The following is a 24046-nucleotide window of genomic DNA, read 5'->3' as shown; positions in this document are numbered from 1 at the left end:
CTCACATATACGCACAAATCCCAGAACCCTCGCTCAGATCAACCGAGCGCGCGTCGGCCAAAAACCCGACATACGTGAGCGAGCGTCTGTGGGGAGCACCCCCGAGAGGCCAGAAAACAGCGCAACCCGACTCCCGCCGTCGGGCCCTAACGGACCTGTCCGCGGTCCCTCCAGAACCCTCGCTCACATATACGCCCAAATCCCAAAACCCTCACTCACATCAACCGAGCGAGCGTCCGCCGGAAACACCACCTATGTGAGCGGGCGTCGGCCAAAAACCCGACATACGTGAGCGGGCGTCCGGGGAGGGGGCGCTCAGTTAGCCGGCCGGGTGTTCGACGGTCACGGTGCCGGCGTCGCCGTCGACGGTGATCTGTTGGCCGCTCGTGAGCCGCTGGGTCGCGACTCCGGTGCCGAGCACGGCGGGTATGCCGTACTCCCGGGCCACGATGGAGCTGTGGCTCAACGGGCCGCCAACGTCGGTGACCACGGCGGAGGCCATCGCGAACAGCGAGGTCCACGCGGGAGTGGTGATGCGCGCAACCAGGACATCCCCGGGCGCCATCTGGCCGAAATCCTGTGGCCCGGTCAGGACGCGCGCAGGAGCACTGACCCGGCCCGCGCTGGCGCCGACCCCTTTGATGACGTCGCTCGGCTGGTCCTGGGAGCGCGCCGGCATCATTGATTCGAAGACGCCCTTCATCCAACGGGTCTCCGGCAGCAGCTGCGGGGCAGCCGCCTTGGCCTGGCCCCGCCAAAGCATCTTGCGCTCCTCGACGACGTCGGCCCGGACGGGTCGGGCCGCGCCGGTAATCGCCACCGCCCCCGGTGCTAGCGGCTCCGTCGTGCCCGGCGGTTGCGGCGCGGCGAGGCCGAACTCGACGGCGCTTTGCAGCTCCTGCTGCCGCAGCCAGAACACGTCGGCGGGACTGGCGATGATGCCGGAGTAGACCAGCCGTTTTCCCAGTTCGAGCAGCATCCGCCGGATCAGCGGCCAGGCCAGCCCGACGTCGGCGAGCGCGTCTTCGCGGACTGGCGCGGACTTCTGCGCCCAGCGGAGCAGGCGGATGAACGGGGCCCTCCGACTCCGCCCGAGCCGGGTCCGACCCAGCCGTGCGAGGATCCGATCGGTCTGGTCCTCCCGTCGGGCGGCCGAGAGACGCTGGCGCTCGTGCGGGTCATTTCCGTGCCCCCGCAGGTAGAACTTCACCGTATCCAGCAGCACCGAAGGATCGTCTGCCGGTACCGGGCTGAGGAAATCCAGGTTGTAGACCGCATGGCCGAACCGATCGAGATGGGCCTGGAAACGCGGCCGCCACTGCTGCCAAAGGGCCGGGTCCATCCCGGCAGGCGGGAGCCAGTTTCTCTGCGACTCGGCCAGCGCCGCCGTCGGTTGATTGAGGATCGCCGGGGCCAGCCCCTCAACCTCCCGGGCCCATGCCGCGAGTTCGTACAACGACTTCTCCGCACGGATGGGTTCACTGTCATAGCCCAGGAGGAACGTCTCGGCTGGAGGATCTCCCGCACGCCGGATGAGTTTGTCGTAGAACGCCCGGAAGGAGATTTCGCTCGTGGCGGCGATCGGAATGACTGATTCCACGGCTGTGTAGTACACGGTTCCGGCGTCGAGCAACGTCCGGACACCCCCAAGCAGTTCCTCTCCCGAAAGCTCCCCCGCGGACTTCGCCGACCAGTCTTTGAGCACCTCCTTGTAGCGCGGATGCGAGAATTCCCGCCAACCGGTCATGCCCATGTGGGCCTTGCCGCGGGCCAGGGCGACCACAGCTCCAGGCGCCTTGCCCATCACTCGCCACAGTGCCATGGTGCGGTAGTAGTAATAGGCGTAACCGTTGATGGTGGGCAGTCCAACGTCGCCGTCCCTGACGACTTCGCTGCCCACGGCCTCATTCATCAGGGCCTTGAGCGAGCGGGTCACCGAGCCGTCAATGAGGTCAGCGAAGAGGGGCGAGAGCGGATCCGGCAGTTGTTCCACGATGCTCGCCCGGAAATAGAGCCCCTTCGGGTAGGGCAGCGGCCAGGTGTCCGGAATGTCAGCCACGGGTTCCGGCAGTGCCGTGATGGGCCGGGATTGCAGCATGAAGAAATCACCGTCTGCCCGTGCCCATTCGATGTCCTGCGGAGTTCCGAAGTAGTCCGCAATCCGCGTTCCGTAACGCGCCAGCGCGGCGGCAGCTCCGTCGTCGAGCACGGCCCGGTTCCGAAGCGCCGCCGGGACCGGCTGCTCGGTCGTCCCTCCTTGAACCGGGACGCCCTGATCCGGGACGCTTTGGTCCGGGACGACGCCGGAGCCGCGGCCCGCCGCGTGCGCCGCGTAGACGGTCATGACTTCCTTGTCGGCTGTCCGGCGCGAGAGTACGCGGCCGGTTCCCGCTTCCACAACAAGGTCATCCGTGGTGACGGTTCCGCTGACCACGGACTCCCCCAGGCCCCACGCGGCACTGATCGCGATCTGGTCCCGCCGCCCGTTGGCCGGATTGGCGGTGAACATGACCCCGGCCGCCTCGGCCTCGACCATCCGCTGGACGACGACGGCTAGGCGGACATCGCCCGGTGCGATGCCTTCGCGGTCCCGGTAGGCCATGGCCCGCGCCGTCCACAGGGAAGACCAGCAGTCAATGACAGCCGCATCCAGTGCTTCCGCGCCGCGGACGTTGAGGTAGGTTTCCTGTTGCCCGGCGAAGCTGGCCGAGGCAAGGTCCTCCGCCGTGGCGGACGAGCGCACCGCGACGGGCGCACCGGCGGACTCGCCGTCGCCATCGCCGGGCCGGTCACCGGCGGACTCGCGGAGGCGTTCATAAGCGGCGGCGAGCTCGTAGGCGATGGCGGCAGGCATGGTGCCGCCGGTGAAAAGGGCCCGGATTGCGGCCGAGGCGTCCTCGTAATCCTGCGGCGCAGGGTCGGGCGTGAGCGCCGCCAACTCCTGGATGCGCGCCTGAATCCCATTGGCATCCACGAAGGCCCCATACGCCGCAGTGGCCAGCACGAAACCCGGAGGAACCGGCAGCCCGGCGCGAACCAGGTTGCCCAGCCCGACGCCCTTTCCACCCGCCACGGCGACGTCGGCCGCTTGGACATCGGCGAAGTTGTAGATGTAGGTCATGACTGTCGCTCCTTATCGCGGAGACGCCCTCATCGAGCCTGACTCACAACATACTGCCACGCCGCCGGGCAGGAGGCGATGGCTGCGCTGGCCGGCTTCCTACTCCGGGTCCGAGTCCTACTGCGGGTCCAACGCGCGGTTTATCGCCGCCTGGTCGCAAGCCTGGAGAACGCCGATGAACTCATCCATTGCTTCCGGCCCCTGATCTGTGTCCGCCACGCGCACAAGATGCGAGGCCAGGACTGCGACCTTGACGTTCGTCATGCTGCTGCAATTCACGAGCAGTTTGAAGGCGGCGTCGGAGTCAAGGAGCAACCGCCCCATCAGGATGCCGCGCGCCTGGTTGATGACGCCCCGCGTGGCGTTGGCGCCCGCGACGGCGTCACGCGCCGCTTGCTCGGTTTCCCGGCGCAGCGTGGACGTCAGGTCGATCACGGTTCCCTCGACCGCGACGGTCCCCGACGGACCCAGCTGCGCGTTCCCGGCCGTCAACACGCGACGGACATGTCCCTGCGCGTCAATGATCCGGTGGTAGATACAGAAGTGCCCGCCGTCGCGGAAGACTTGAGCTAGTATCTCCATAGCCCGTGGCCTGTCATCCGGGTGTTTGTGCGACATCAGCAGCTCAAGTGTGGGAACTACTTCCCCCCGCTGGTAGCCGTGGAGATTGAAGAGCCCGTCGGACCATTCCGCTTTCCCCGAGGGCGGGTCAAAGAGGAAGGTTCCGGCCAGAAAGCCGGGGGCGCCCAGTGCACTCGAGTACGTATGAGGGCTGTCCAACATGGCGCAAAGACTCACTTCCTAAGTGTGCTTACTAATTTAGCTAAGCGTACAGAATACAGCGGGCGCACGACGCTGGCGGCCCAACAAGCCCCTCTCTGCGTTCACAATAGGGGGTCAGTCCTTCACCACCACCTTGCCGGCCATTCCAAAATAATCATGCAGTGCGCAGATGTAGTCATACACCCCTGCCTTGTTGAATGTCACGGTGAATGTCACGCCCGGCGGCAAAAGGCCAGAATTGAGCTGCCCGCCCGTGTAATTCGTCGGATCGCCCAGCGGCGGGAACGGGTTGGCGGGCTCGTCGCCGAAGGTGATCGTGTGCGGCTCGCCCATGCCGTTGTTGACGAAGCTCACTTTTTCGCCAACGTGGATGACCACTTTGGGTTCGATGAACCGCATGACCATGGCGACGCCGTCGTCGGTTCCGGAAATGACCGTGTGATCGTTGGCTTGGTCGCGGGCGTCGCTCCATTGCTTGTAGCCGTCACGGATGATGGCCCGTTCAGCCCGATCTACCCGGTTGTTGTATTGCTCCTGGGTGTACGGGTATTCCGTACCTTTGGCCCGCACATGTACGGTGCCCTTCTGGGCCGCGCCATGCACCAGGCAGTAATACGTGAAATCGCCGGCATCCGGGAACTTCAGGGTGTAGGAATCAACCTCGGCGAACCCGCTGTCCGAGACATTCGACATCACGCCGGAGTTGTAATAGGAGTGCCCGTCGTAGGACGTGCCGCCCTGCGCCGAGATATAGAGGGGGCTGAAAGGATCAAAAGGTTGCGTGGACTCGATGGTTTGCCCTGCGGCAAGGAACGTGACCGTGTGGATTTCGGCCGAGTTGGCCTCCCAGGTGACCTTGTCACCGGCATTGATGAAGATGTTATTCGGCAGGAAGGACATCCCCTGGATGGCCTGGTCCGACGATTCGGAGCCGACCTGGACAGTCCAGGTCCTTGCGGATTTGCCACTGTCCGCTGCTGCCGTGCCGCTGAGTGCCACCGGCAGGACCAAGGCAAGGAGCAAAATCATGAGCGCTCGAAGGCGCGGCAATAGAAGGGGTTTTGGATGAGTAGCCATAAGACTCATTCCTTAGGAAAATCATTGCTGACCGGCTGTTATCAGCCTGGAAATTTTGAGGCGCCGGAGACCATGGCGTCGTTTGACGGTGACTCGGATTCCTTGAACTTCCCTATGAACTTCAGCTCGCAGCTGCTGCCCCTCCCCCCGCATACGGTGCGGCGCCACGACGTTGGGGCCATGCAGGGTCCTCCTTTGCTCGGAGGGATAACGTCCGGTTCCGTGGGCAAAAGAGCCCCCCATTGCGGAACGGATAGGACACGGCAAAGCCGGCCCAGGTGAAGGCGAGAGATTTACCTCTCATCGTGCTCCTGGAATGTTATTTTGTCGAGATATAGGGACTACATTCGGGCTGTCTTTGTGCCCGAATTGAGGCTTTCCCGGAGGCGTTTTTAACCCAGCTGAGTGGTATTTTCCGGACATGGACAGACGACGGCGACTGTGGCTATCGGCGGGGCTCGCAGTCCTGCTGGCGCTCGTCGTGGTCCTGGCGGCAGTCATCGCCGGCTCCGTCAGGACATCGTCCGGGCCATCGCCCTCAAGCGCCTCCGCCGGCGCCACGGCTACCCGTGCCCCGTCCCCCACTAAGTCCCCCGCGCCAACCGCTGCAGCACCCGCACCGCCGATAATCCCCGAGCTGCCCGCGACCCCCATGAACATCCTGGTGATTGGCAGCGACAGCCGGGCAAATGCGAGGGACCAAAACAACCAGACCATCACAACAGGCCAGTCAGCGGACCAACGTTCGGATTGCCTGATGCTGATCCACGTTCCAGCGGACCGGCAAAAGGTCTACGGCATTTCGATCATGCGCGACAACTGGGTGGACATCCCGGGCTATGGCGCAGCCAAAATCAACGCCAGCCTGGAGGTGGGAGGCATCCCCCTGGTGGTCCGGACCGTTGAGACGCTGTTGGGCACGCACATCGACCACACCGTCATGCTGGATTTCCAGGGCTTCAAGGTCCTCACGGATGCCCTCGGCGGAATCGACGTCAATGTCACGCTGCCCTTCACCGCGAGCTTTGACACCCATCACACCTTTATTGCGGGCGTCAACCATTTGGACGGGGAAGCTGCCTTGGAGTTCGTCCGCGAGCGCTACTCGTTCGTGGACGGAGACTACCAACGCGTCCGCAACCAGCAAACGTTCCTCCGCGCACTCCTGGGCAAGCTCAGGGGCGGAATCCAGACTCCCGCCGCCGTCCTTGGCCTGGTCAATTTCGCAACCAACTACCTTACGGTGGACCAAGGATACGATCCAGCCTCCGTCGCGAGACTGGCCTACGCCCTCCGCACGGTGGATCCCGCCGCTTCCGTCTTCTTCACCCTGCCCACGGCAGGCACAGGTACTTCCCCGGACGGACAGTCCATCGTGGTGCCTGACTACGCCGGGATCGGGCAAGTGGCCGGGGCACTGCGGGACGGAACCTTGCCGGAGTATGTGGCCGCACATGGTTACTGAGCTCCCGCTCAACACTCGCAAAGATCTTGATTGAATATTTAACTAATCTTGAAGGGAAGCTTGGGGAATCCTTGCGCCTTCCTAAAATTCCTGCCGGAAAGTAGAGGACATCGGGCAGCAAAGTCCGTGAAATCCCGGTCTCAACGGGCTTCAAGAAACGGAAATCATCATGGGTCTCAACCTGAAAACCACCTCCGGTAAAGTCATTGCTTCCCTGGCCCTGGTCGGCACTGCTGCCGGCGTGGCGGGACTGGGAACCTACGGTGCCTTCACCTCCAGCACCTCGGCCAGCAACACCGTCGCCTCCGGCAGCGTGAGCATCGCCCTCGGCGCCACAGGCACCGCGAACCGGCTCAGCGTCGCCGCTTCCGGCCTGGTCCCGGGCGACACCGTGCAGCGCGTAGCCACCCTGAGCAACGCAGCCAGCAACCAGAACCTCTCCGCGATCACCCTGACCACCGCGGCCTCCCCCACCTCCTTGCTGGACACCAACACCACCATGGGCCTGCAGGTTGTTGTCGATGCCTGCTCCGTCCCCTGGACCGAGGCCGGCACCGCCCCCGCGTACACCTACACCTGCACCGGAACCACCACCAGCGTCCTCGCTTCCCGGCCCGTCATCGGCGCCAACGTTGCCTTGGCCAACCTGACCTCGGTCACCGCCGGACACACCGACAACCTGCGCGTCACCCTGACCCTCCCCGCTACCGCGGACAACACCCTCCAGAGCCAGAGCAGTACCATCGCGTTCACCTTCACGGGCACCCAGCGCACCGCCACCGCCCAGTAACGCCGCCCCACCCCAGCCAGCCCTCCGCCGTCGAGCCCCCCTGAAAAACGACGGCGGAGGGCCTTCCACAGGAACGGAGACCCAGCCATGACCGCACCACTGGTCCGCCACCAGCGGGTCTCGACGTTTGTCCGGGCCATGGTCAACGTCATCACGACCACGGTGATGGTAGCCTCCGTCGCTGCGTTCCTGTTCCTCGCCGTCGGGCCCCGCGTCCTCGGCTACCAGACCAGCACGATGCTCACCGGCTCGATGTCGCCGCTGATCAACCCCGGAGACGTAGTTGTCACGGTTCCCGTCGCAGTCAAAGACCTGAAGGTCGGGGACATCATCACGTACCACATTCCGGTGGAGGACCAAAGGGTGGAAACCCACCGGATCATCGACCTGGCAGTGAACAGCCAAGGCACCGCCACCGTCCGCACCAAGGGCGACGCCAACAACGGCGCCGACCCTTGGACGGCGACGTTGGCCGGCGGTCAGGTTGACCGCCAGGTTTTCACCGTTCCCTACCTCGGCAACGCGATCCGCACTCTTCGTGATCCCGTGGTCCTGAAGGTCCTGATGTACGGCGCTCCGGCGGCAATGGTGGTCATGGTGCTCGTCTCCATCTGGCGGAAAAAGCCCGAGGGCGACGACGACGCGGACGCCGGCGCTGCCCAACGCCCCTTGCCGGCCTTCGACCGACGCCCCCTCAAGCGCCTGGCCAGGGAGATGAAGAGCAAGGAGGCCGCCGAGAAGTTCGCGGCCGCCTACGCCAGGCTGTTGCCCCAGCGGGTGGACAAGATCAGCCACGCCCTGAGCAGCGGCGACAGCGACCTCGCGATGGACGCGGTGCTCAGCCTGAAAACCAGCTCCTCAATGGTCGGGGCGCTCCGGATGGAACAGCACTGCGTCCGCCTCGAACACGCCCTGGTCATGACCGACCACACCGCGGCAATCCAAGCCGGCGAACTTGTCCGCGAACACCAGCCGCAGTTGGAAAAAGCCCTGGGCGGCCACACCATGCGCCGCGTTGCATGAAAACCCCTTCAAAGAACCGAACCGGATCCGCTGCCCTTACCGTGTGAAAGTCGTAAGAATGGAATGGACCACCGGGCCCGACAGAAAGCCGCCGACCTTGCGTAGAAGCCGGAGCACCGCCGACGCCGGGCGGACGCCTGCGTCCAGACGCGTCGCCGCGGTCCTGGCGGCGGCTGCGGTATTGATCTTCGCTCCCGGTATCGCGCAGGCTGCGTTCAATGGGTCCGTCAGCGCTTCACTCCCCGTCTCCTCCGCCATGATCCCGGCATCCACGGCAACCGTCACCGCGAACTGCCAAGGTTCGAACCTCACCATCACCGTCACGTCCTGGGCGATAACAGATCCGCGATTCACAGGAGTCTTCACCGTTTCCAGCGGCGGAAGCACCGTATTCACGGGCACCAGCAAACAAAGCGGCGGCGCAAGCTACAAAGCGTCCATCTCGCCCCACACGGGCACCTGGACCTGGACCGTCCAGAACCAGTACCCGGTCCCCGGCACCAGCAACACCTGGACAGGTACAGCCACGACGGGCCAGTTCACCTGCACCTAAGCCGACGGCCACCCGCACGCCGCTACCCCCGCAGCGAACGCGGGCGCCGATGTCGCAAGCCCTCTATATATTGAGAGGATGACCCAGACTTCCGGTTCCGCCCAGCCATCCCACGTCGACAGCCCAGCGGCCCCCGTGGCCAAAAAGGTGCCGCACACCCGCGAGCACCACGGCGATGTTTTCGTGGACAACTACGAATGGCTGCGGGACAAGGAATCCACCGAGGTCATTGAGCACTTGAAGGCTGAAAATGCCTACCAGGAAGCCATCACCGCACACCAGGAACCGCTGCGCGAGGCGATCTTCCAGGAAATCAAGGGGCGTACCCAGGAGACCGACCTTTCGGTCCCCAGCCGCAAGGACGGTTGGTGGTACTACACCCGCTCCGTCGAAGGCAAGGAGTACGGCATCCAGTGCCGCGTCCGGGCTGCGAACTCCGGCAATCCCGTAGCGGACTGGACCCCGCCGGCGGTGGAACCCGGCGTCGAACTCCAGGGTGAAGAAGTGTTGCTGGACGGCAACACGGAGGCGGAAGGCAAGCCGTTCTTCTCCGTTGGCGGCACTGCCGTGACGCTGGACGGCAACCTTTATGCCTACGCCGTGGACAACTCCGGCGAAGAACGCTTCACGCTCCGCATCAAGGACCTGCGCACGGGTGAACCGCTGCCCGACGTCATTGAGAACATCTTCTATGGCGTGGCCTTCTCCCCCGACGGCACCCGGATCTTCTACACCGTGGTGGACGATTCCTGGCGCCCCTACCAAGTGAAGTCGCACGTCCTGGGCACGCCCGTCAGCGAGGACGAGGTCATCTACCAAGAGGACGACGTCGCCATGTGGCTCGGGTTCGAGCTCTCCTCCGACCGGAGGTACCTCGTGCTGAGCATCGGCTGCTCGGAATTCAGCGAGACGCGCCTGCTCCGCTTCGACGACTTCGACGCCGGCCTGTCCACCGTGATTTCCCGGGACGAGCACATCCTTTACGAAGCCGAGCCGTTCCTCCTCGAGGGTGTCGAGACCATCCTGCTGACCCACAACAAGGACGCCATCAACTCGATGGTGTCCATCGCGGACCCGGCCGAGTTCGCCAAGCCGCTGGCCGAGCAGCACTGGCGCACCGTCGTCGGGCATTCCGACGCCGTTCGCGTCAACGGCGCGGGCGTCACCTCGACGCATCTGGTGGTGTCTGTACGGCAGGACACGATCGAACGCGTGCAGGTGCTCCCGCTCGCCGGGCTGGGCACCGCCGCCCAGGGTGCCGCCGTGGAGCCAGCCTTCGATGAGGAGCTGTACACGGCTGGTGTGGGCGGAACCGACTATGAAGCGCCGGTGATCCGCATCGGATACACCTCCTACTTCACGCCGTCGCGGGTGTACGACTTCGTGCTGCCCACCGCCGCGCTGCCGCAAGGCGAACTGCTGCTGCGGAAGGAAAGCCCCGTGCTGGGCGGGTACACCGCGTCCGACTACGTGGCCACCCGGGAATGGGCGACGGCGGCGGACGGCACGCGCGTGCCGCTGTCCGTTCTGCGGCACGCGTCCCTTGCGCAGGATTCGAGCGCCGCGGGCCTGGTCTACGGCTACGGCTCGTACGAGGTCAGCATGGATCCCGGCTTCGGTGTGGCCCGGCTGTCACTCCTCGACCGCGGGATCGTCATGGTGATCGCCCACATCCGCGGCGGCGGCGAGCTCGGCCGGCGCTGGTACGACGACGGCAAGAAGCTCAACAAGAAGAACACCTTCACGGACTTCATCGCGGCAACGGACTGGCTCGCGTCCTCCGGTTGGGTGGCGCCGGAGCGGATCGCCGCGATGGGTGGCTCCGCGGGCGGCCTGCTGATGGGCGCCGTGGCCAACCTTGCGCCGGAAAAGTATGCGGCAATCGTGGCAGCCGTGCCGTTCGTGGACGCGCTCAACACCATCCTGGACCCGGAGCTGCCGCTCTCCGCACTCGAATGGGAAGAATGGGGCAACCCCATCACCGATCCTGAGGTGTACGAATACATGAAGTCGTACACCCCGTACGAGAACATCCGCGCCGTGTCGTACCCGCGGATCGCAGCCGTCACGTCCTTCAACGACACCCGCGTGCTCTACGTCGAACCCGCCAAATGGGTCCAGGTCTTGCGTTCCGAGACCACCGGCACGGCGCCGATCGTCATGAAGATCGAGATGGACGGCGGACACGGCGGAGCCTCGGGACGATACGTGCAGTGGCGCGAGCGCGCGTGGGACTATGCCTTCGTCGCGGACTCGCTGGGCGCCGTCGAACTCCTGCCTGGAGCAGGGCTTAAGTAGCGCCCTCGATAGTAGGCTCTCCCATGGGGGCCGAACCGAAACAGTAGGAGCGTAGTGGACAGTCGCTTGACTAACGACGCATCGGCACCAAACCGCGCCTTGGTGGCTGACCCCGACCCCGGACGCCTTGCCGAGACGGTGGCTGCGCTCACCGCAGCAGGGTTCATGGTTCGTTCAGCGCACGACGCCGGTTCACTTGCTGCCGCGCTGAAAAGCGAACAGAGCGACGTGCTGGTGGTGGACAACGACCTCCGCGAGTTCCTTCCCCGGAATGACGCTCCGGTCTTGCTCCTGCTGGATCCCGAAGACGAGCTGGATGTTACGGCTCTGGAAGGGTGGACGATTGCTGATTTCACCTATCGGGGCCAGCCTCCCGCATTTCGGGTGCACCGGGCCTTGGTACTGATAGCCCGGGCCGCCGAACGCACGCGCCGCCGTTCGGAAGCCGAGTCGCTGCGGGAGAGCCTGCGGAAGGTGTCCGCGGCGATCCGGTCCACCATTGACCCGGACCGGATAGCGCAGCATCTGGTGAAGGGCATCGGCGAGGCCCTGGGCGCGGAACACGTCTGGTTCACGACGTTCCCGGACACGCGGGTTCCGCAAGTCAGCGCCGAATGGAACGCTCCGGGACTGGTACCGGGAGTCCTGCCGGGCGAACTCACCGGCGACATCGCCACGTTCGAACTCGCGGAACGGTTGTGGGCGGAAGCGGAGGTGCAGCCGCTGCCGAAACGGGCTCCCGCGGGTGAATCCGGTGGCGCGGGTGTACCGGGTGGTGCGGGGGCGCCGTCGGCGTCTGTTGTGGTGCCGGTAGGCGAGGGAGATCTCGTTCTGGGGGTCATCTGGATCGCGCGCCCGGACACAGCGCAGGAATGGACCCGCGCCGAAATAGGCCTGATCCAGCACGTCTCGGGGAACTTGGCGTATGGCCTGATGCAGAGCCACCTGATCGGCGCGCAACAGCAGGTCATGTACAAGCTCCAGGAGCTCGACCAGGCCAAGACCGATTTCCTCACCACGGTGAACCACGAACTTCGAACTCCCTTGACGTCCATCACGGCCTATCTGGACATGATGCGCAGCGGCGCCGGCGGACCTCTTCCCGCAGGTGTCGAGCGCATGGTCGACGTCATTTCACGAAATGCCGAGCGGCTCCGACGGCTGATCGAAGACATGCTCACCGTCTCGCACCAGGACACTTCCGGAGATCTCCAGTTGAGCCGCGTGAATGTGGGCACCTTGCTCAGGCTTGTTGTCTCGACGTTGCAGCCGCTCGCCGACTCCCGTTCGCTGTCCCTCACCGTGATGCACGCGCCGGGAACCGTGACTGTCCAGGCCGATGAAGCCAAGCTCGAGCAGGTCTTCGCCAACATCATCAGCAACGCGATCAAGTTCACGCCCGACGGCGGCCACGTGGCGGTCAGCAGCGGGATCACCGCGGATTCAGGCACGGTTCCCAGCGTCGTGGTCAGCGTGGAGGACACCGGTGTCGGGATCCCGGAAACGGAAATCGAGCAAGTATTCACGCGGTTCTTCCGCGCCTCAAACGCCTCCACCGCGGCCATCCCCGGGAGCGGGCTTGGCTTGGCGATAGCCCACGACATTGTGGAACGCCATTCCGGCCGGCTCGATGTCGAATCCGCCCTTGGCGTGGGAACCACGGTTTCAGTCCGGCTCCCCCTGGATGCAGAGAGCTAAGGCGCGCCGCTGAATCCGGGGCGGTGTTCTCTATGTGCGTCTACCCAAGTAACTGGCAGTAGATGCCGTTATGAGGCGCCAAAACGGCATCTACTGTGAGTTAGTTGGGCCACCAACCGATCGAGGCGTAGTGGACAACAGTGCCGGTGTTAACCGTCGTTACTGTGGTGCTCGTGGTGCTCGTGGTGCTCGTGGTGTCGTGCTTCGGGGCGGCGTTGGCGGGGGTGATAAATCCACCAATAGCGAGCACGCCCGTCATGAGAAGTGTTGCGGCGAATTTTTTCATGCAGTGCTCCTTTGAGCCGTAAAAATCCGAAGTTGACATTCCCAGCGTAAAGAGGCTCGTTAAAGGTTCGCTTAAGATTGGCTCAGTTTTCGGACGTCTTTGCTGCCAGCCGGTAACCGACGCCGCGCACGGTTTCAACCCAACGCGGCGACTGCGCCGAATCGCCGAGTTTCCGTCGCAGATTGGCGATGTGTACCTGGATCGCACGCTCTTCGGATTCGCTGACGTAGCCTCCGGTTTCGTACTCCCTGGCATGGAGCCAGCGGGCAAGCCCAGTAGTGCTTCGGACAACGCGTCCAGCCTCCATCAGGGCCTGAAGGAGGTCGAACTCGGTGCGGGTCAATTGCACCTCTTCGTTATCCACCCGGGTAGTCCGCGTGGCCACGTCAAGGAAGAGGCCGTTGTGTTCCAGCCCTGATGGCTCAGCCCCCGAAATCACGGTTGTGGGTGCGGTTGGCGAGTTCAGCGCCTGGGCCGGCGGCAGCTCCGCCGTCGTGCTCCCCGCGGAACCGCTCAAAAGCTTACTGCCGCGGGGCCGGCGGAGGAGCGTCTCAACCCGGGCCAGGAGCTCGCGGGGGCGGAAGGGCTTGGTGACAAAGTCGTCGGCGCCGACGGACAGCCCTTGCAGGGTGTCCACTTCGCGCGCGCGGGCAGTGAGCATGATGATGTAGGCGTCGCTGAACTCCCGGACGCGACGGGTGACCTCGATCCCGTCAATGTCCGGCAGGCCAAGGTCCAAGGTGATCACGTCGGGGTTGTGACGGCGGACCGCATCCACGCCATCGATGCCGTTTCCGGCCGCGTAAACCTCCAGGCCCGATGCCTCGAGGACGGCATGGACTACCTCACGGATGTCATCGTCATCCTCGATTACTACAGCCACGCCCGATGCGCCCACGTCAAGATCCCCATCTCTCTTATGCTCAGCCCACCTTAACACCGGCGGTACCGCTATTCTCGCGCATGTCGGCGTAAGTCCCGCTTCGTCCGGGTAGCGGACGCTACTTCCGCGCGCGCCACTCCGAGTCGAGCATCGCGTAGATGACTTCAGTGGACCATTGGCCCTTGTAATGCCAGTTGTCCACAAGCTCGGCTTCCCGGCGCATCCCAAGCCGCTCGCACAATCCCGACGACGAGGTGTTCAGGGCATCCAGCTTGGCATCGATCCGGTGGAACATCAGCTTCTCAAAACCCAGGCGGAGGACGGTCTCGGCCGCCTCGGCGGCGTAGCCCTGGCCCCGGCTTTCCGGAGCGAGGATCCAGCCGATTTCGGCCTGCCCCGTGCCCGGCAGCCACTTGAGGACCACTTCGCCAAGCAGCCCCGGCGAGTCCGCGCGCTCTATGGCGAGGCACACCCAGTCGCCCTCTTGCTCGAAGGTGAAGTTGGCGTAACGGCCGAGTGCCTCCATGGACTGCGTGAGGGTCAATTCCTGCCGGAGCAGGAACCTGGCAGTCCCGGGCAGTGACTGGTAGCCGTGGAATCGCTCCAGGTCAGTGGCCTCGAATCGGCGAAGCACGAGCCTCGCAGTCCGGATGGGCAGTTCGATGAGCGGCATGACTCGAGGCTACTACGTCGGGTTTTTGGTGGTCCGGGTCGGGCCCGCCGGACGGTCACCTCTTGACAGTTCAAGCAAACTGGGATTACCTAATGAACATTCGGTAAATAAAGCTGGAGGCAATGACGCATGGTTGAGACCACCCTTTCTGGCGCAGCGCAGCACCAGATCCTCAAGAACGACTACGCCTCCGAGTGGATGGGCCTGGAGGTACTCAAGGTCGACGACGGCCACGCCACCGTCCGCATGAAGCTCCGGCAGGAAATGCTCAACGGCTTCGGAATGGCCCACGGCGGAATGATCTTCGCTTTCGCTGATTCAGCGTTTGCCCTGGCATGCAACCCGGCCAACCCCTCGCCGTCGGAAGCCGACACCATCACCGTCGCCGCCGGCGTCGACATCAACTTCCTGAAGCCGGCCTATCAAGGCCAGGTGATCACCGCCGTCGCGAACCGCCGCGCCAACAACGGCCGCAGCGGCCTGTACGACATCCAAATCTTCGCGGCCGACGCAAGCCAAGCTGCCGCCGTCGGCTCGCCCGAGGATCCGGGCAGCTATGGCGAGCTCATCGCCGAGTTCCGTGGCCGCAGCCGCACCATCTCCAAGAAGTAGGAAGACCATGACACAGAACACCGTCGCCGCTCCCGACGCACCGCTTAACACCGCACAGCTGGATCGTGAAGAAACCATCTCCCGCGACGAGCTCGAAGCCCTGCAGCTCAGCCGCCTCCAGCACACCGTGGCCTACGCCTACGATCGCGTCCCGCTGTACAAGCGCAAGTTCGACGACGCCGGCGTCCACCCCTCCGATCTCCGCGAACTGTCCGATCTCGGCAAGTTCCCGTACACCACCAAAGAAGACCTCCGCCAGGAATACCCCTTCGGCATGTTCGCCGTGCCCCAGGACGAAGTAGCCCGCATCCACGCGAGCTCGGGTACCACGGGCCGGCCGACCGTCGTCGGGTACACCAAAAACGACCTCGCCAACTGGGCCACCCTGGTGGCCCGCTCGCTCCGGGCGTCAGGAGTCCGCCCCGGCATGAAGGTCCACAACGCCTACGGCTACGGCCTGTTCACCGGCGGCCTCGGCGCCCACGCGGGTGCCGAAGCGTTGGGGTGCACTGTCATCCCGATGTCCGGCGGCCAGACCGAACGCCAGATCCAGCTGATCCAGGACTTCAAGCCGGACGCCATCCTGGCAACGCCCACCTACCTGCTCACGATCGCCGACGCGATGGTCCACATGGGTGTCGATCCGGCGTCGACCTCGCTCAAGTACGCGGTGCTCGGAGCCGAACCGTGGACCGAGGAAATGCGGCACGAGCTCGAAACCACCATGAACATCAAAGCGTGCGACATCTACGGGCTCTCCGAGGTCATGGGCCCGGGCGTCGCGGGCGAGGCCGTGGAGACCCAGGATGGCTGCCACATCTGGGAGGACCACTTCCGGCCGGAGATCATCGATCCGTTCGATCCCTCGCGCGGGGAAAGTGCTGTGCTGGCAGACGGCGAACCGGGCGAGCTCGTCTTCACCTCGCTCACCAAGGAAGCTCTGCCGATCATCCGGTACCGCACCAAGGACCTCACCCGCCTGCTGCCCGGCACCGCCCGCCCCGCGCACCGCCGCATGGGCCGCATCACCGGCCGCAGCGACGACATGATCATCCTGCGCGGCGTGAACCTCTTCCCCTCACAGATCGAGGAAATCGCCCTGCGCATCCCCGAGCTCAGCCCGCACTTCCAGCTCGAGCTCACCCGCCCCGAAGGCAAGCGCATGGATTCGCTCACGGTCAAGATTGAGCGCCGCGAGAACGTCTCCGTCGAGGCGGGCACGACGGCGGCACACGCCTTGCGCGAGCAGATCAAGATCCACGTGGGCTCTTCGTGCGTCGTCGACGTCGTGGAGCCGGGTTCGCTCGAGCGTTCCAACGGCAAGCTGCGCCGCGTCTATGACATGCGACCCAAGAGGTAACGTGGCCCGGCGGATACACGGATCAACCGAACGTTCATGAGAAAATGGCCAGCATGCCTAGTGAAACAGTAACCAAGCGGGGACGCCCCGGATACGACCAGCAATCAGTGCTGCTCATCGCCGTCGACGTCTTCAACCGCCACGGCTACGACGCCACGTCCATGGGCATTCTGGCCGAAAACCTCGGAATCTCAAAGTCGGCCATCTACCACCATGTGCCGTCCAAGGGCGACCTCCTGAAACTCGCCCTGGAGCACGCGCTGGGTGGGCTCGAGGCCATCCTCGAACAGCCCGAGGCTGTGACAGGGGCAGCGGATGCCCGCTTGGAATTCGTGCTGCGGCAGACCATCGCCGTATTGGTGGACCGGCTGCCGTTCGTCACGTTGCTCCTGAGGCTCCGCGGCAACACCGACATTGAGCGCGACGCCCTGGAACGGCGTCGTGCCTTCGACCACAAGGTGGCCGCGCTGATCTCGGCCGCCCGAGAAGAAGGCACACTGCGCCAGGACATCGATCCCCGCACCGTGACCCGGCTCCTGTTCGGCACCATCAACTCGATCGTGGAGTGGTACAAACCGGGCGGCTCGCTCTCCCCGCAGCGCCTGGCCGACGACGTCATCACCATGGCGTTCGACGGCCTGCACGCCTCGGCGTAGGACGGTTCCGGGGCACCCCTCCGTCCCTCTCCCCGCCCTCCCCCTGTGACGCCCGCTCACATATACGGCCCTTTCAACCGACGCCCGCTCACATATATCCCCAATTGGCAGAACGCTCGCTCACTAAAAAGTGAGCGAGCGTTCTGCGTGGTGCGGTGATGCTTTTCAGAGCTGGTATTCGGCCTGGATACCCAAGCTTTCGTGGACGCAGAGGACATTGTTTTCCGTGTCCATGAACCAGGCGCAACGATCGGCGTCGGTAGTACAAATGTGGTGTTCGGTCTTGAGCTCGGGGAGATCATAATCCCGGAATTCGACGCCGCTCGCCTCCATTTCGTCGACTGTCCGCTCGATGTCGCTGACTTCAAAGGAAAGGGCAGTGTGCGATGAATGCATGCCGTCCTTGATGGGCATCAACTGCAGCATGGGACCACCATCGATGCCGAACAAATCATTTCCATCCCAGGTCATGCCGCGATGAGGGAGGCCGAGTTTCTCTGCGTAGAAGCTGCGGGCTCGGTCCACGTCGTCGACGGGCAAGACGGTTGTGGCTGTTCTCAGTGCTAGGTTCACTTCGCCACCTCCTACGCAAAAAATCTTACGCCGCACGCGATCGGAAAGACCTCGTGAGCAAACTTTGGTCTGGCCCGTTGTCAGGGCGGCAGCCTCGGCCTACGATGTGCAAAGCCCCCTCGCAGGGGAACAACTCCGGGACCTTCCCTCAACGGGTGATGGGAGCACCGCAGGAGGCCCGAGTCCTGGACATCACGGGACGGGAAGACAATGACGAAATATCTGTTCGAAGCAAACTACGTCGGCGACGGAATCAACGGGCTGTTGCGCGAGGGCGGCACCAAGCGCCGCGATGCTGTGGTCGATGCACTCAAATCCGTAGACGGATCGCTCGAATGTTTCTACTACGCTTTCGGCGAGACCGACGTCGTCGGGGTCTTCGAAATCCCTGACGCGGCTAGCGCCGCCGCCCTGTCACTCATGATCAATGCGACTGGCGCAGTGCGCCTGCATTTGAAGCCGCTCATGACGGTTGAGGATCTCGACGAAGCGGCCAAGAAGACCCCGGCATACCGCGCCCCAGGGCAATAGAACTCCTCAGACACGGAACGCTCCCCAGTGCTGGGGAGCGTTCCACGTATGCAGGCACAGTGAGCGAGCGTCCGGCCAAACACCCCCATACGTGAGCGGGCGTCGGAAGGGGGTTACTTCTCGACGAGGGTCAGGACGTCGTAGGTGGCTACGATTTCGTCATTCTGGTTGGTCAGCACAGCGTCCCAGGCTACCTCGCCGTATTCGTCGGTCTCGCGGGGGGTGATCTTCTTGGCCGTGAGCGTGACGCGGATCGAATCCCCTGCGGCCACGGGCGTGATGAAGCGCAGGTTCTCCAGGCCGTAGTTGGCCAGGACCGGGCCCGGCGCCGGCTCCACGAACAATCCGGCGGCCCAGCTGAGCAGCAGGTAGCCGTGCGCCACGATTCCCGGGAAGAACGGGTTGGCTTCGGCCGCTTCCTGGTTGGTGTGGGCGTAGAAGGTGTCGCCGGTGGAGTTGGCGAAGGCGGTGATGTCGTCCAGGGTGACCTGCCGCAGTTCGGACCGCACGGCGTCACCGATCCGCAGAGTAGCAAGCGACTTCCGGAACGGGTGCGTACCTTCCGTCTCCACTGTGAAGTTGCGGTCCGCGCCTGCGTGCCAGACTCCGGTCACTGCGGTGAGCATGTTCGGCGAGCCCTGGATAGCGGTGCGCTGCATGTGGTGCATGACGGAGCGGATACCACCGAGTTCCTCGCCGCCACCGGCGCGGCCCGGTCCGCCGTGGACCAGGTGCGGCACAGGCGAACCATGCCCGGTGGACGAACGGGCGTCCTCGCGGTTGAGCATCAGGACGCGGCCGTGGTGCGCCGCGATTCCGGTCACCAATTCGCGGGCGACCGCAGGATCGTTGGTGCACACGGAGGCCACGAGGGAGCCGCCACCGCGGGCGGCGAGGCGGACGGCGTCGTCGAGGTCCGAGTACCCGATCACGGAAGACACCGGACCGAATGCCTCGAGCGAGTGGACTGCTTCCGAGTCCACGTCGGCCCAGCTCAGGACGACCGGAGACATGAACGCTCCACCCTCCACGACACCGACGGTGCCGTCGAGCGAGGTGACCGACGGCGAATCGAGCGTCCCGTACGCAAGCTCACCACCGGCGTCGAGCATTGACTGCACTGCGGCGCGGACGTCGGCGAGCTGCTCGAGGGACGCGAGGGCGCCCATTGTGACGCCCTCTGCGCGGGGGTCGCCGACCACGACGCGCTCGTCCACCCGCGCACCGATGGCGGCGACGACGTCGGACACCAGGGCCTGGGGCACAATGGTGCGGCGGATCGAGGTGCACTTCTGGCCGGCTTTGACCGTCATTTCGGTGACGACCGACTTGATGAACGCGTCGAACTCCGGGGTGCCGGGCACGGCGTCGGGGCCGAGGATGGCGGCGTTGAGGGAGTCGGTTTCCGAGGTGAAGCGGACGCCGCCCTGGACCACGTTGACGTGGGACTTCAGCGAGTTGGCGGTGGAGGCGGAGCCGGTGAAGGCGAGAATGTCGCGGTAGTCGAGGTGGTCCAGCAGGGTGCGGGCGGATCCCGAGATGAGCTGCAGCGAGCCTTCCGGGAGGATGCCCGACTCGACGATTGCCTTGACCACGACGGCGGCAACGTAACCGGTGGGGGTGGCTGGCTTGACGATGGTGGGGACGCCGGCGATGAACGCGGGCGCGAACTTCTCGAGCATTCCCCACACGGGGAAGTTGAAGGCGTTGATCTGCGCCGCGACGCCCGGGATGCGGGTGTAAATGTGCTCGCCGGCAAAGGAACCGTCCCTGGACAGGACTTCCATGGGACCGTCCACCACGACCTGCGAGTTCGGCAGTTCGCGACGGCCCTTCGATCCGAAGGTGAAGAGCACCCCGATGCCGCCGTCGATGTCCACCATCGAGTCGATCTTGGTGGCGCCGGTCTTGAAGGACGAGGTGTAGAACTCCTCGCGCCGGCCGTTGAGGTACTGCGCCAGTTCCTTGAGCTTGAGGGCACGCTGATGGAAGGTGAGCTTGCCGAGCTCGCGCTGGCCCACCGCACGGCCGTAGTTCACGACGCCGGCAAGGTCCAGTCCGTCGGTGTTGACCGTTGCGAGGATCTCGCCCGTGCTGGCGTCGCGGACGGGCACGCCCGCGGTGGCGTCGGCGCTGGGGGTCCACCACTCGCCCTGGACGAAACTGGGCACGGTTTCAACGGTTGTGGCTTCCGGAGCGACTGCGGTACTGGTCATCGTCGACGGGTCCTTCCAAGGCACGGGCACGAAATGGACAGAACGACCGCAAATTACTGACCGGCCGTTCGGTAATATCCCCAGAATACATGAGAGGCCCGTTCTGCACACTAGATGCCGCTTCGGGCGGCGTCCTTCTACCTCCCCGGAGCGTTGAGTTTGGCCCGGATGGCGGCAACTTCCGCACCGGAAACGCTGTTCGCCCGTAGGAAGGCGAAGGTGTCAAGGGAATGCGCGAATTCCAGGAGGCTGGCCGTGCGTACGGACAACATCGCTTCAAGGGCGTCTTCCTCGAGGAAAGGATCATGGGCGTGAGGGGCGCGATGGTGCCGGTGGCGCTCGTTGATTCCACGCATTCCCTGCTGATAACCCCGCACGAATTCCTCGTCGCTCGCTCCTGCCAGATTCTGCAGCATCACGGCGATGATCCCGCTACGGTCGCGCCCGGCCGCGCAGTGCACCACCACCCCGTCGGGTGCCGCGGCGATGGCCTTGAAAACTGCGGCGAGCTTGTCCGGGAAGAGCCGTACATAGTCGGCGTAGTGGGCAGGATCCTTCAAATACGGGCCAAAGAGCTCGGTGAATTCCTTGTCCTCCGGGTCCTCGGTGGGGCAATGGACGATGTCGAAACGCGCGGTCGCCTCCGCTGAAACCTCGGGATCGACCTCCCTGGGCTGCTGCTCACGAAGAGTCCGCAAGTCGATCACGGTGCGGATGCCGGCGTCGTACATTTGCTGCCACCCGGCGTCGGTGAGCCATTCCCGCCGCCCCATCCGGTACACGCTTCCGGCGATGTGCCAGGCGTTCACCGCACCGTCCCAATGGACGCCCCGCTGCTTGGCGGCGGTTGAGATCCCATCCATACCGGACAGCTAACCACATGCAGGATAGGTGAGCGAGGGTTTCCGGGGAGGCGGATATAGGTGAGCGAGCGTTGCCAGGAAGGGCGGGCCGTTAGCTGGCGACCAGGGACTTCGTCAGGATCGTCCCTCCGACGCCGATCAGGACCGTGCCGGATCCACCCGTGATGATCCGCGTCACGCGGGGTCGGGCCAGTGCCGTGGAGATTCTCTTGAGCGCATGAACCAGCGCGACATACCAAACCAGCGCAGTGAGCAGAAAGATGCCCGCCATCAACGCGTGCTGGCCCAGAGGGGGAAGCGGTGCGAGATTGAATTGGGGGAAAAGGGACAGATAGAAGACGGCGACCTTGGGGTTGAGCAGATTGCTCACCATTCCTTGAAGGAATGGTGAGTTACCTCGGAATCCAAGCCTGGGCCCAGGGGCCGCGGCGGGTAGATTCCGGGGGCGTCCGAAGGCCTCAAGCAGGGCTCGGGTCCCCAGGTAAAGCAGGTAGGCGGCACCGGCGATCCTGATGACGTTGCCCAGGACTTCCGACGCGCTTAGGAGCGCCGTGACGCCGAGCACGGCGAGAAGGGCAAGGATCGTGTTGCCGACCATGATTCCGATCGCGGTGGTCGCCGCTGATCCAGGTCCGCGGGGCGCGTTTTTCAGCACCAGGGCAAAATCGGGTCCTGGAACGAGGACCACGACGACGCAGGTCAGCGCGAAGGCCATGAGTTGTTCGACCATAAGGGACTGCTTCCGGAGGAGGGATGTGGCTCGGGCTAACCCAACTAACCCGCACTTAATGTCGTTATGAGCGCTCAAAACGACATCAACTGCGAGCTACTTGGGGAGGCGCTTCGCGAGCCTGAATTCGAGGCCTGTGCGGACAGCGGGCCACTCGTGTTCGAGGATCGAGAACACCACGGTGTCGCGGAGCACGCCGTCCACAGTCCGCGAGTGGTTGCGCAGCACGCCGTCCTGCTTCGCGCCCAACCGTGCGATGGCCTCGCGGGACTGGTGGTTGAGCCAGTGCGTCCGAAATTCGACGGCGGGGCAGCCAAGGGTTTCGAAGGCATGCCCCAGGAGCAACAGTTTGGAGTCCGGGTTGCTCCCGCTGCCCTGTGCCGAAGCCGCGTTCCAGGTGGAGCCGATCTCGACGCGCGGAGTGGCGGCGTCGATGTTCATGTAGGTGGTCATGCCGATGAGCTTGCCGTCCGCCTTCAACCGCGTGGCGAACGGCAGCATGGATCCTTGCTCCTGCAGCCCGAGCCTGCGGTCGATCTCCGCGGCCATGCCCTCCGGCGTCGGGACCGAGGTGTACCAGAGTTTCCACAACTCGCCGTCTTTGGCGGCATCCACAAGGCCGTCGTGGTGGTCGGTGCTAAGTGGTTCCAGGGTTACGAAGCGACCGTCCAGGGTCACGGGTGCAATGAGGGTCACCCAGCCAGCCTAACCGACCCAACTGACTCGCAGTTGTTGTCGTTATGGGGCCTGAAAACGACAACAACTGCGAGTCAGTTGGGGTGCCGGGGCAATTGCCTGTGGATAACTCAAAATGGCGTTCCAGGATTTGCAACGATAAGGCGATGAAGACCCCGCAACCGTTGCCGGCGCTGCTGGCGAACGCCCCGTTCACCTTTCAAGAAGCGGTCGACGCCGGTGTGAGCCGACGGCGGTTGCGGCACCAATCTCTGCCCTCGCCAAGCCGCGGCATCAGGATTCCAGACCAGTCACTGGTCCAAGGACAGCCGAGGGACGTCGGTTTCGTCCGGCCTTTCACTGCGGTGACCGAGTTCTCGGCTGCTTCGCATGCCACGGCTTTCGCCCTGTGGCGGTTCCCTGGATTTTTGCCCGGCACGGATGATCCGCGCATTCACATTTCACGTCCGGACACCATGGCCATTCCTCGGCGAACCGGGGTGGTGGGGCATGTAGGGCAGTTCTTCGACGACGAAATCACGAGCCTTGATGGCCTCCTGGTCACCACGCGCACCCGGACCTGGCTCGATGTGTCCAGGAGGATGACCGTGGATGAATTGACCGTTGTTGCCGATTATCTGGTGCGGATCCCGCGGCCGGAGTTTGAAGGCCGGACAGAGCCGTACGCAACGTTGGAACAGCTGGCCGACATGCTGGACCGGCACAAAGGCACGCCGGGAATCCGCAAAGCGCGCCTGGCTCTCGAACAGGCACGGATCGGCTCAGACTCCGCCCCGGAAACCCGGCTCCGGCTGGCACTCGAAAACGCCGGGCTGCCCGAACCGCAGCTGAACGTAGCCACTGAGCTAGGTGCCGGCGTCGTGCGTCAACCGGACCTGGGCTATCTCGAACACCGCGTGGCGGTCGAATACGACGGCGAGCCGCATTCCGAGCCGGCCCAGATAGTCCGGGACATCGCCCGCGAAGAGGATTTCGCCCGTGCCGGATGGCACTTGGTGAGGATCTCAAAACGGCACATGGAGAACGACGCACGGTCCGCCGTCGCGAAAGTCAGTGCCGTACTCCTGGACCGCGGTTGGGCGCCCAAGTAGCGGTTGGGCGCCCAAGTAGCGGTTGGGCGCCCAAGTGACTCGCAGTTGTTGTCGTTTTGGAGCCTCAA

General features: G+C 64.4%; 22 protein-coding genes. 11 read left to right on the top strand and 11 right to left on the bottom strand.

Going from position 1 to position 24046, the window contains the following annotated elements; all coding sequences use genetic code 11:
* Positions 1-319: 319 nt before the first annotated feature.
* The 3 genes from QRN45_RS03615 to QRN45_RS03605 form a co-directional block, all read right to left on the bottom strand.
* Positions 320-3121: a PEP/pyruvate-binding domain-containing protein gene (locus QRN45_RS03615; protein ID WP_284762453.1), complete on the bottom strand. Its 2802-nt coding sequence runs from the start codon at positions 3119-3121 to the stop codon at positions 320-322.
* A 117-nt stretch (positions 3122-3238) separates the two neighbouring features.
* Positions 3239-3904, bottom strand: a complete 666-nt coding sequence (locus QRN45_RS03610; RefSeq protein WP_241709349.1) for a PAS and ANTAR domain-containing protein — start codon at positions 3902-3904, stop codon at positions 3239-3241.
* Positions 3905-4018: 114 nt separating this feature from the next.
* Positions 4019-4981 carry a plastocyanin/azurin family copper-binding protein gene (locus QRN45_RS03605; RefSeq protein WP_284762452.1) on the bottom strand — a complete coding sequence of 321 codons (963 nt, stop codon included), beginning with the start codon at positions 4979-4981 and terminating at the stop codon, positions 4019-4021.
* Positions 4982-5402: 421 nt separating this feature from the next.
* On the opposite strand from QRN45_RS03605, the gene QRN45_RS03600 reads away from it, so the two are divergent.
* From QRN45_RS03600 to QRN45_RS03575, 6 genes are all read left to right on the top strand, one after another.
* On the top strand, positions 5403-6446 hold the full coding sequence (locus tag QRN45_RS03600; protein ID WP_284762451.1) for an LCP family protein: 1044 nt from the start codon (positions 5403-5405) through the stop codon (positions 6444-6446).
* A 169-nt stretch (positions 6447-6615) separates the two neighbouring features.
* Entirely contained in the window at positions 6616-7236 is a 621-nt protein-coding gene (locus QRN45_RS03595) for a TasA family protein (protein WP_264636893.1), read from the top strand.
* A gap of 87 nt (positions 7237-7323) precedes the next feature.
* On the top strand, positions 7324-8259 hold the full coding sequence (locus tag QRN45_RS03590) for a signal peptidase I (protein WP_284762450.1): 936 nt from the start codon (positions 7324-7326) through the stop codon (positions 8257-8259).
* 58 nt (positions 8260-8317) lie between these two features.
* Positions 8318-8812 carry a hypothetical protein gene (locus tag QRN45_RS03585; protein WP_284762449.1) on the top strand — a complete coding sequence of 165 codons (495 nt, stop codon included), beginning with the start codon at positions 8318-8320 and terminating at the stop codon, positions 8810-8812.
* 78 nt (positions 8813-8890) lie between these two features.
* A complete protein-coding gene (locus tag QRN45_RS03580; protein ID WP_284762448.1) occupies positions 8891-11110 on the top strand; it encodes a S9 family peptidase in 2220 nt (739 codons plus the stop codon).
* Positions 11111-11176: 66 nt separating this feature from the next.
* On the top strand, positions 11177-12808 hold the full coding sequence (locus tag QRN45_RS03575; RefSeq protein WP_284762447.1) for a GAF domain-containing sensor histidine kinase: 1632 nt from the start codon (positions 11177-11179) through the stop codon (positions 12806-12808).
* Positions 12809-12908: 100 nt separating this feature from the next.
* Here QRN45_RS03575 and QRN45_RS03570 read toward each other — a convergent pair whose 3' ends face one another.
* The 3 genes from QRN45_RS03570 to QRN45_RS03560 form a co-directional block, all read right to left on the bottom strand.
* Complete coding sequence (locus QRN45_RS03570; RefSeq protein ID WP_284762446.1) at positions 12909-13094, bottom strand: hypothetical protein; 186 nt, start codon at positions 13092-13094, stop codon at positions 12909-12911.
* Positions 13095-13176: 82 nt separating this feature from the next.
* On the bottom strand, positions 13177-13977 hold the full coding sequence (locus QRN45_RS03565; protein WP_241709340.1) for a response regulator transcription factor: 801 nt from the start codon (positions 13975-13977) through the stop codon (positions 13177-13179).
* 118 nt (positions 13978-14095) lie between these two features.
* Entirely contained in the window at positions 14096-14650 is a 555-nt protein-coding gene (locus tag QRN45_RS03560; RefSeq protein ID WP_284762445.1) for a GNAT family N-acetyltransferase, read from the bottom strand.
* A gap of 129 nt (positions 14651-14779) precedes the next feature.
* On the opposite strand from QRN45_RS03560, the gene QRN45_RS03555 reads away from it, so the two are divergent.
* From QRN45_RS03555 to QRN45_RS03545, 3 genes are read left to right on the top strand one after another with little or no spacing between them, the layout of a single operon-like run.
* Positions 14780-15262 (top strand): hotdog fold thioesterase, encoded by a 483-nt coding sequence (locus QRN45_RS03555; RefSeq protein ID WP_264636901.1) that lies wholly within the window; start codon positions 14780-14782, stop codon positions 15260-15262.
* Positions 15263-15269: 7 nt separating this feature from the next.
* Positions 15270-16622: a phenylacetate--CoA ligase PaaK gene (gene paaK, locus QRN45_RS03550; protein WP_284762444.1), complete on the top strand. Its 1353-nt coding sequence runs from the start codon at positions 15270-15272 to the stop codon at positions 16620-16622.
* A 53-nt stretch (positions 16623-16675) separates the two neighbouring features.
* Positions 16676-17278 carry a TetR/AcrR family transcriptional regulator gene (locus tag QRN45_RS03545; RefSeq protein ID WP_078107744.1) on the top strand — a complete coding sequence of 201 codons (603 nt, stop codon included), beginning with the start codon at positions 16676-16678 and terminating at the stop codon, positions 17276-17278.
* Positions 17279-17443: 165 nt separating this feature from the next.
* Here QRN45_RS03545 and QRN45_RS03540 read toward each other — a convergent pair whose 3' ends face one another.
* Positions 17444-17851 (bottom strand): VOC family protein, encoded by a 408-nt coding sequence (locus QRN45_RS03540; RefSeq protein ID WP_241709336.1) that lies wholly within the window; start codon positions 17849-17851, stop codon positions 17444-17446.
* Positions 17852-18061: 210 nt separating this feature from the next.
* Between QRN45_RS03540 and QRN45_RS03535 the strand changes: the two genes are divergently transcribed.
* On the top strand, positions 18062-18382 hold the full coding sequence (locus QRN45_RS03535) for a GYD domain-containing protein (RefSeq protein WP_078107704.1): 321 nt from the start codon (positions 18062-18064) through the stop codon (positions 18380-18382).
* 113 nt (positions 18383-18495) lie between these two features.
* Here QRN45_RS03535 and paaZ read toward each other — a convergent pair whose 3' ends face one another.
* The 4 genes from paaZ to QRN45_RS03515 all read right to left on the bottom strand — a co-directional run bounded on the left by paaZ (position 18496) and on the right by QRN45_RS03515 (position 22887).
* Complete coding sequence (gene paaZ, locus QRN45_RS03530) at positions 18496-20598, bottom strand: phenylacetic acid degradation bifunctional protein PaaZ (RefSeq protein WP_241709335.1); 2103 nt, start codon at positions 20596-20598, stop codon at positions 18496-18498.
* Between the two features lie 137 nt (positions 20599-20735).
* Entirely contained in the window at positions 20736-21461 is a 726-nt protein-coding gene (locus tag QRN45_RS03525) for a tyrosine-protein phosphatase (RefSeq protein WP_241709334.1), read from the bottom strand.
* Positions 21462-21552: 91 nt separating this feature from the next.
* On the bottom strand, positions 21553-22191 hold the full coding sequence (locus QRN45_RS03520; RefSeq protein ID WP_241709333.1) for a LysE family translocator: 639 nt from the start codon (positions 22189-22191) through the stop codon (positions 21553-21555).
* Positions 22192-22287: 96 nt separating this feature from the next.
* Positions 22288-22887 (bottom strand): GNAT family N-acetyltransferase, encoded by a 600-nt coding sequence (locus QRN45_RS03515; protein ID WP_241709332.1) that lies wholly within the window; start codon positions 22885-22887, stop codon positions 22288-22290.
* A gap of 146 nt (positions 22888-23033) precedes the next feature.
* Between QRN45_RS03515 and QRN45_RS03510 the strand changes: the two genes are divergently transcribed.
* The gene (locus QRN45_RS03510) at positions 23034-23978 is read left to right on the top strand and encodes an endonuclease domain-containing protein (protein WP_241709331.1); all 945 of its coding nucleotides are present in this window, start codon (positions 23034-23036) and stop codon (positions 23976-23978) included.
* The last annotated feature ends 68 nt before the right edge of the window (positions 23979-24046 follow it).

This window comes from Arthrobacter sp. efr-133-R2A-63 (genome assembly GCF_030209795.1).
GTDB lineage: Bacteria > Actinomycetota > Actinomycetes > Actinomycetales > Micrococcaceae > Arthrobacter > Arthrobacter bambusae_A.
Note: the sequence above shows the minus strand (reverse complement) of the source record. Positions and strands in the feature narration are given on the sequence as shown.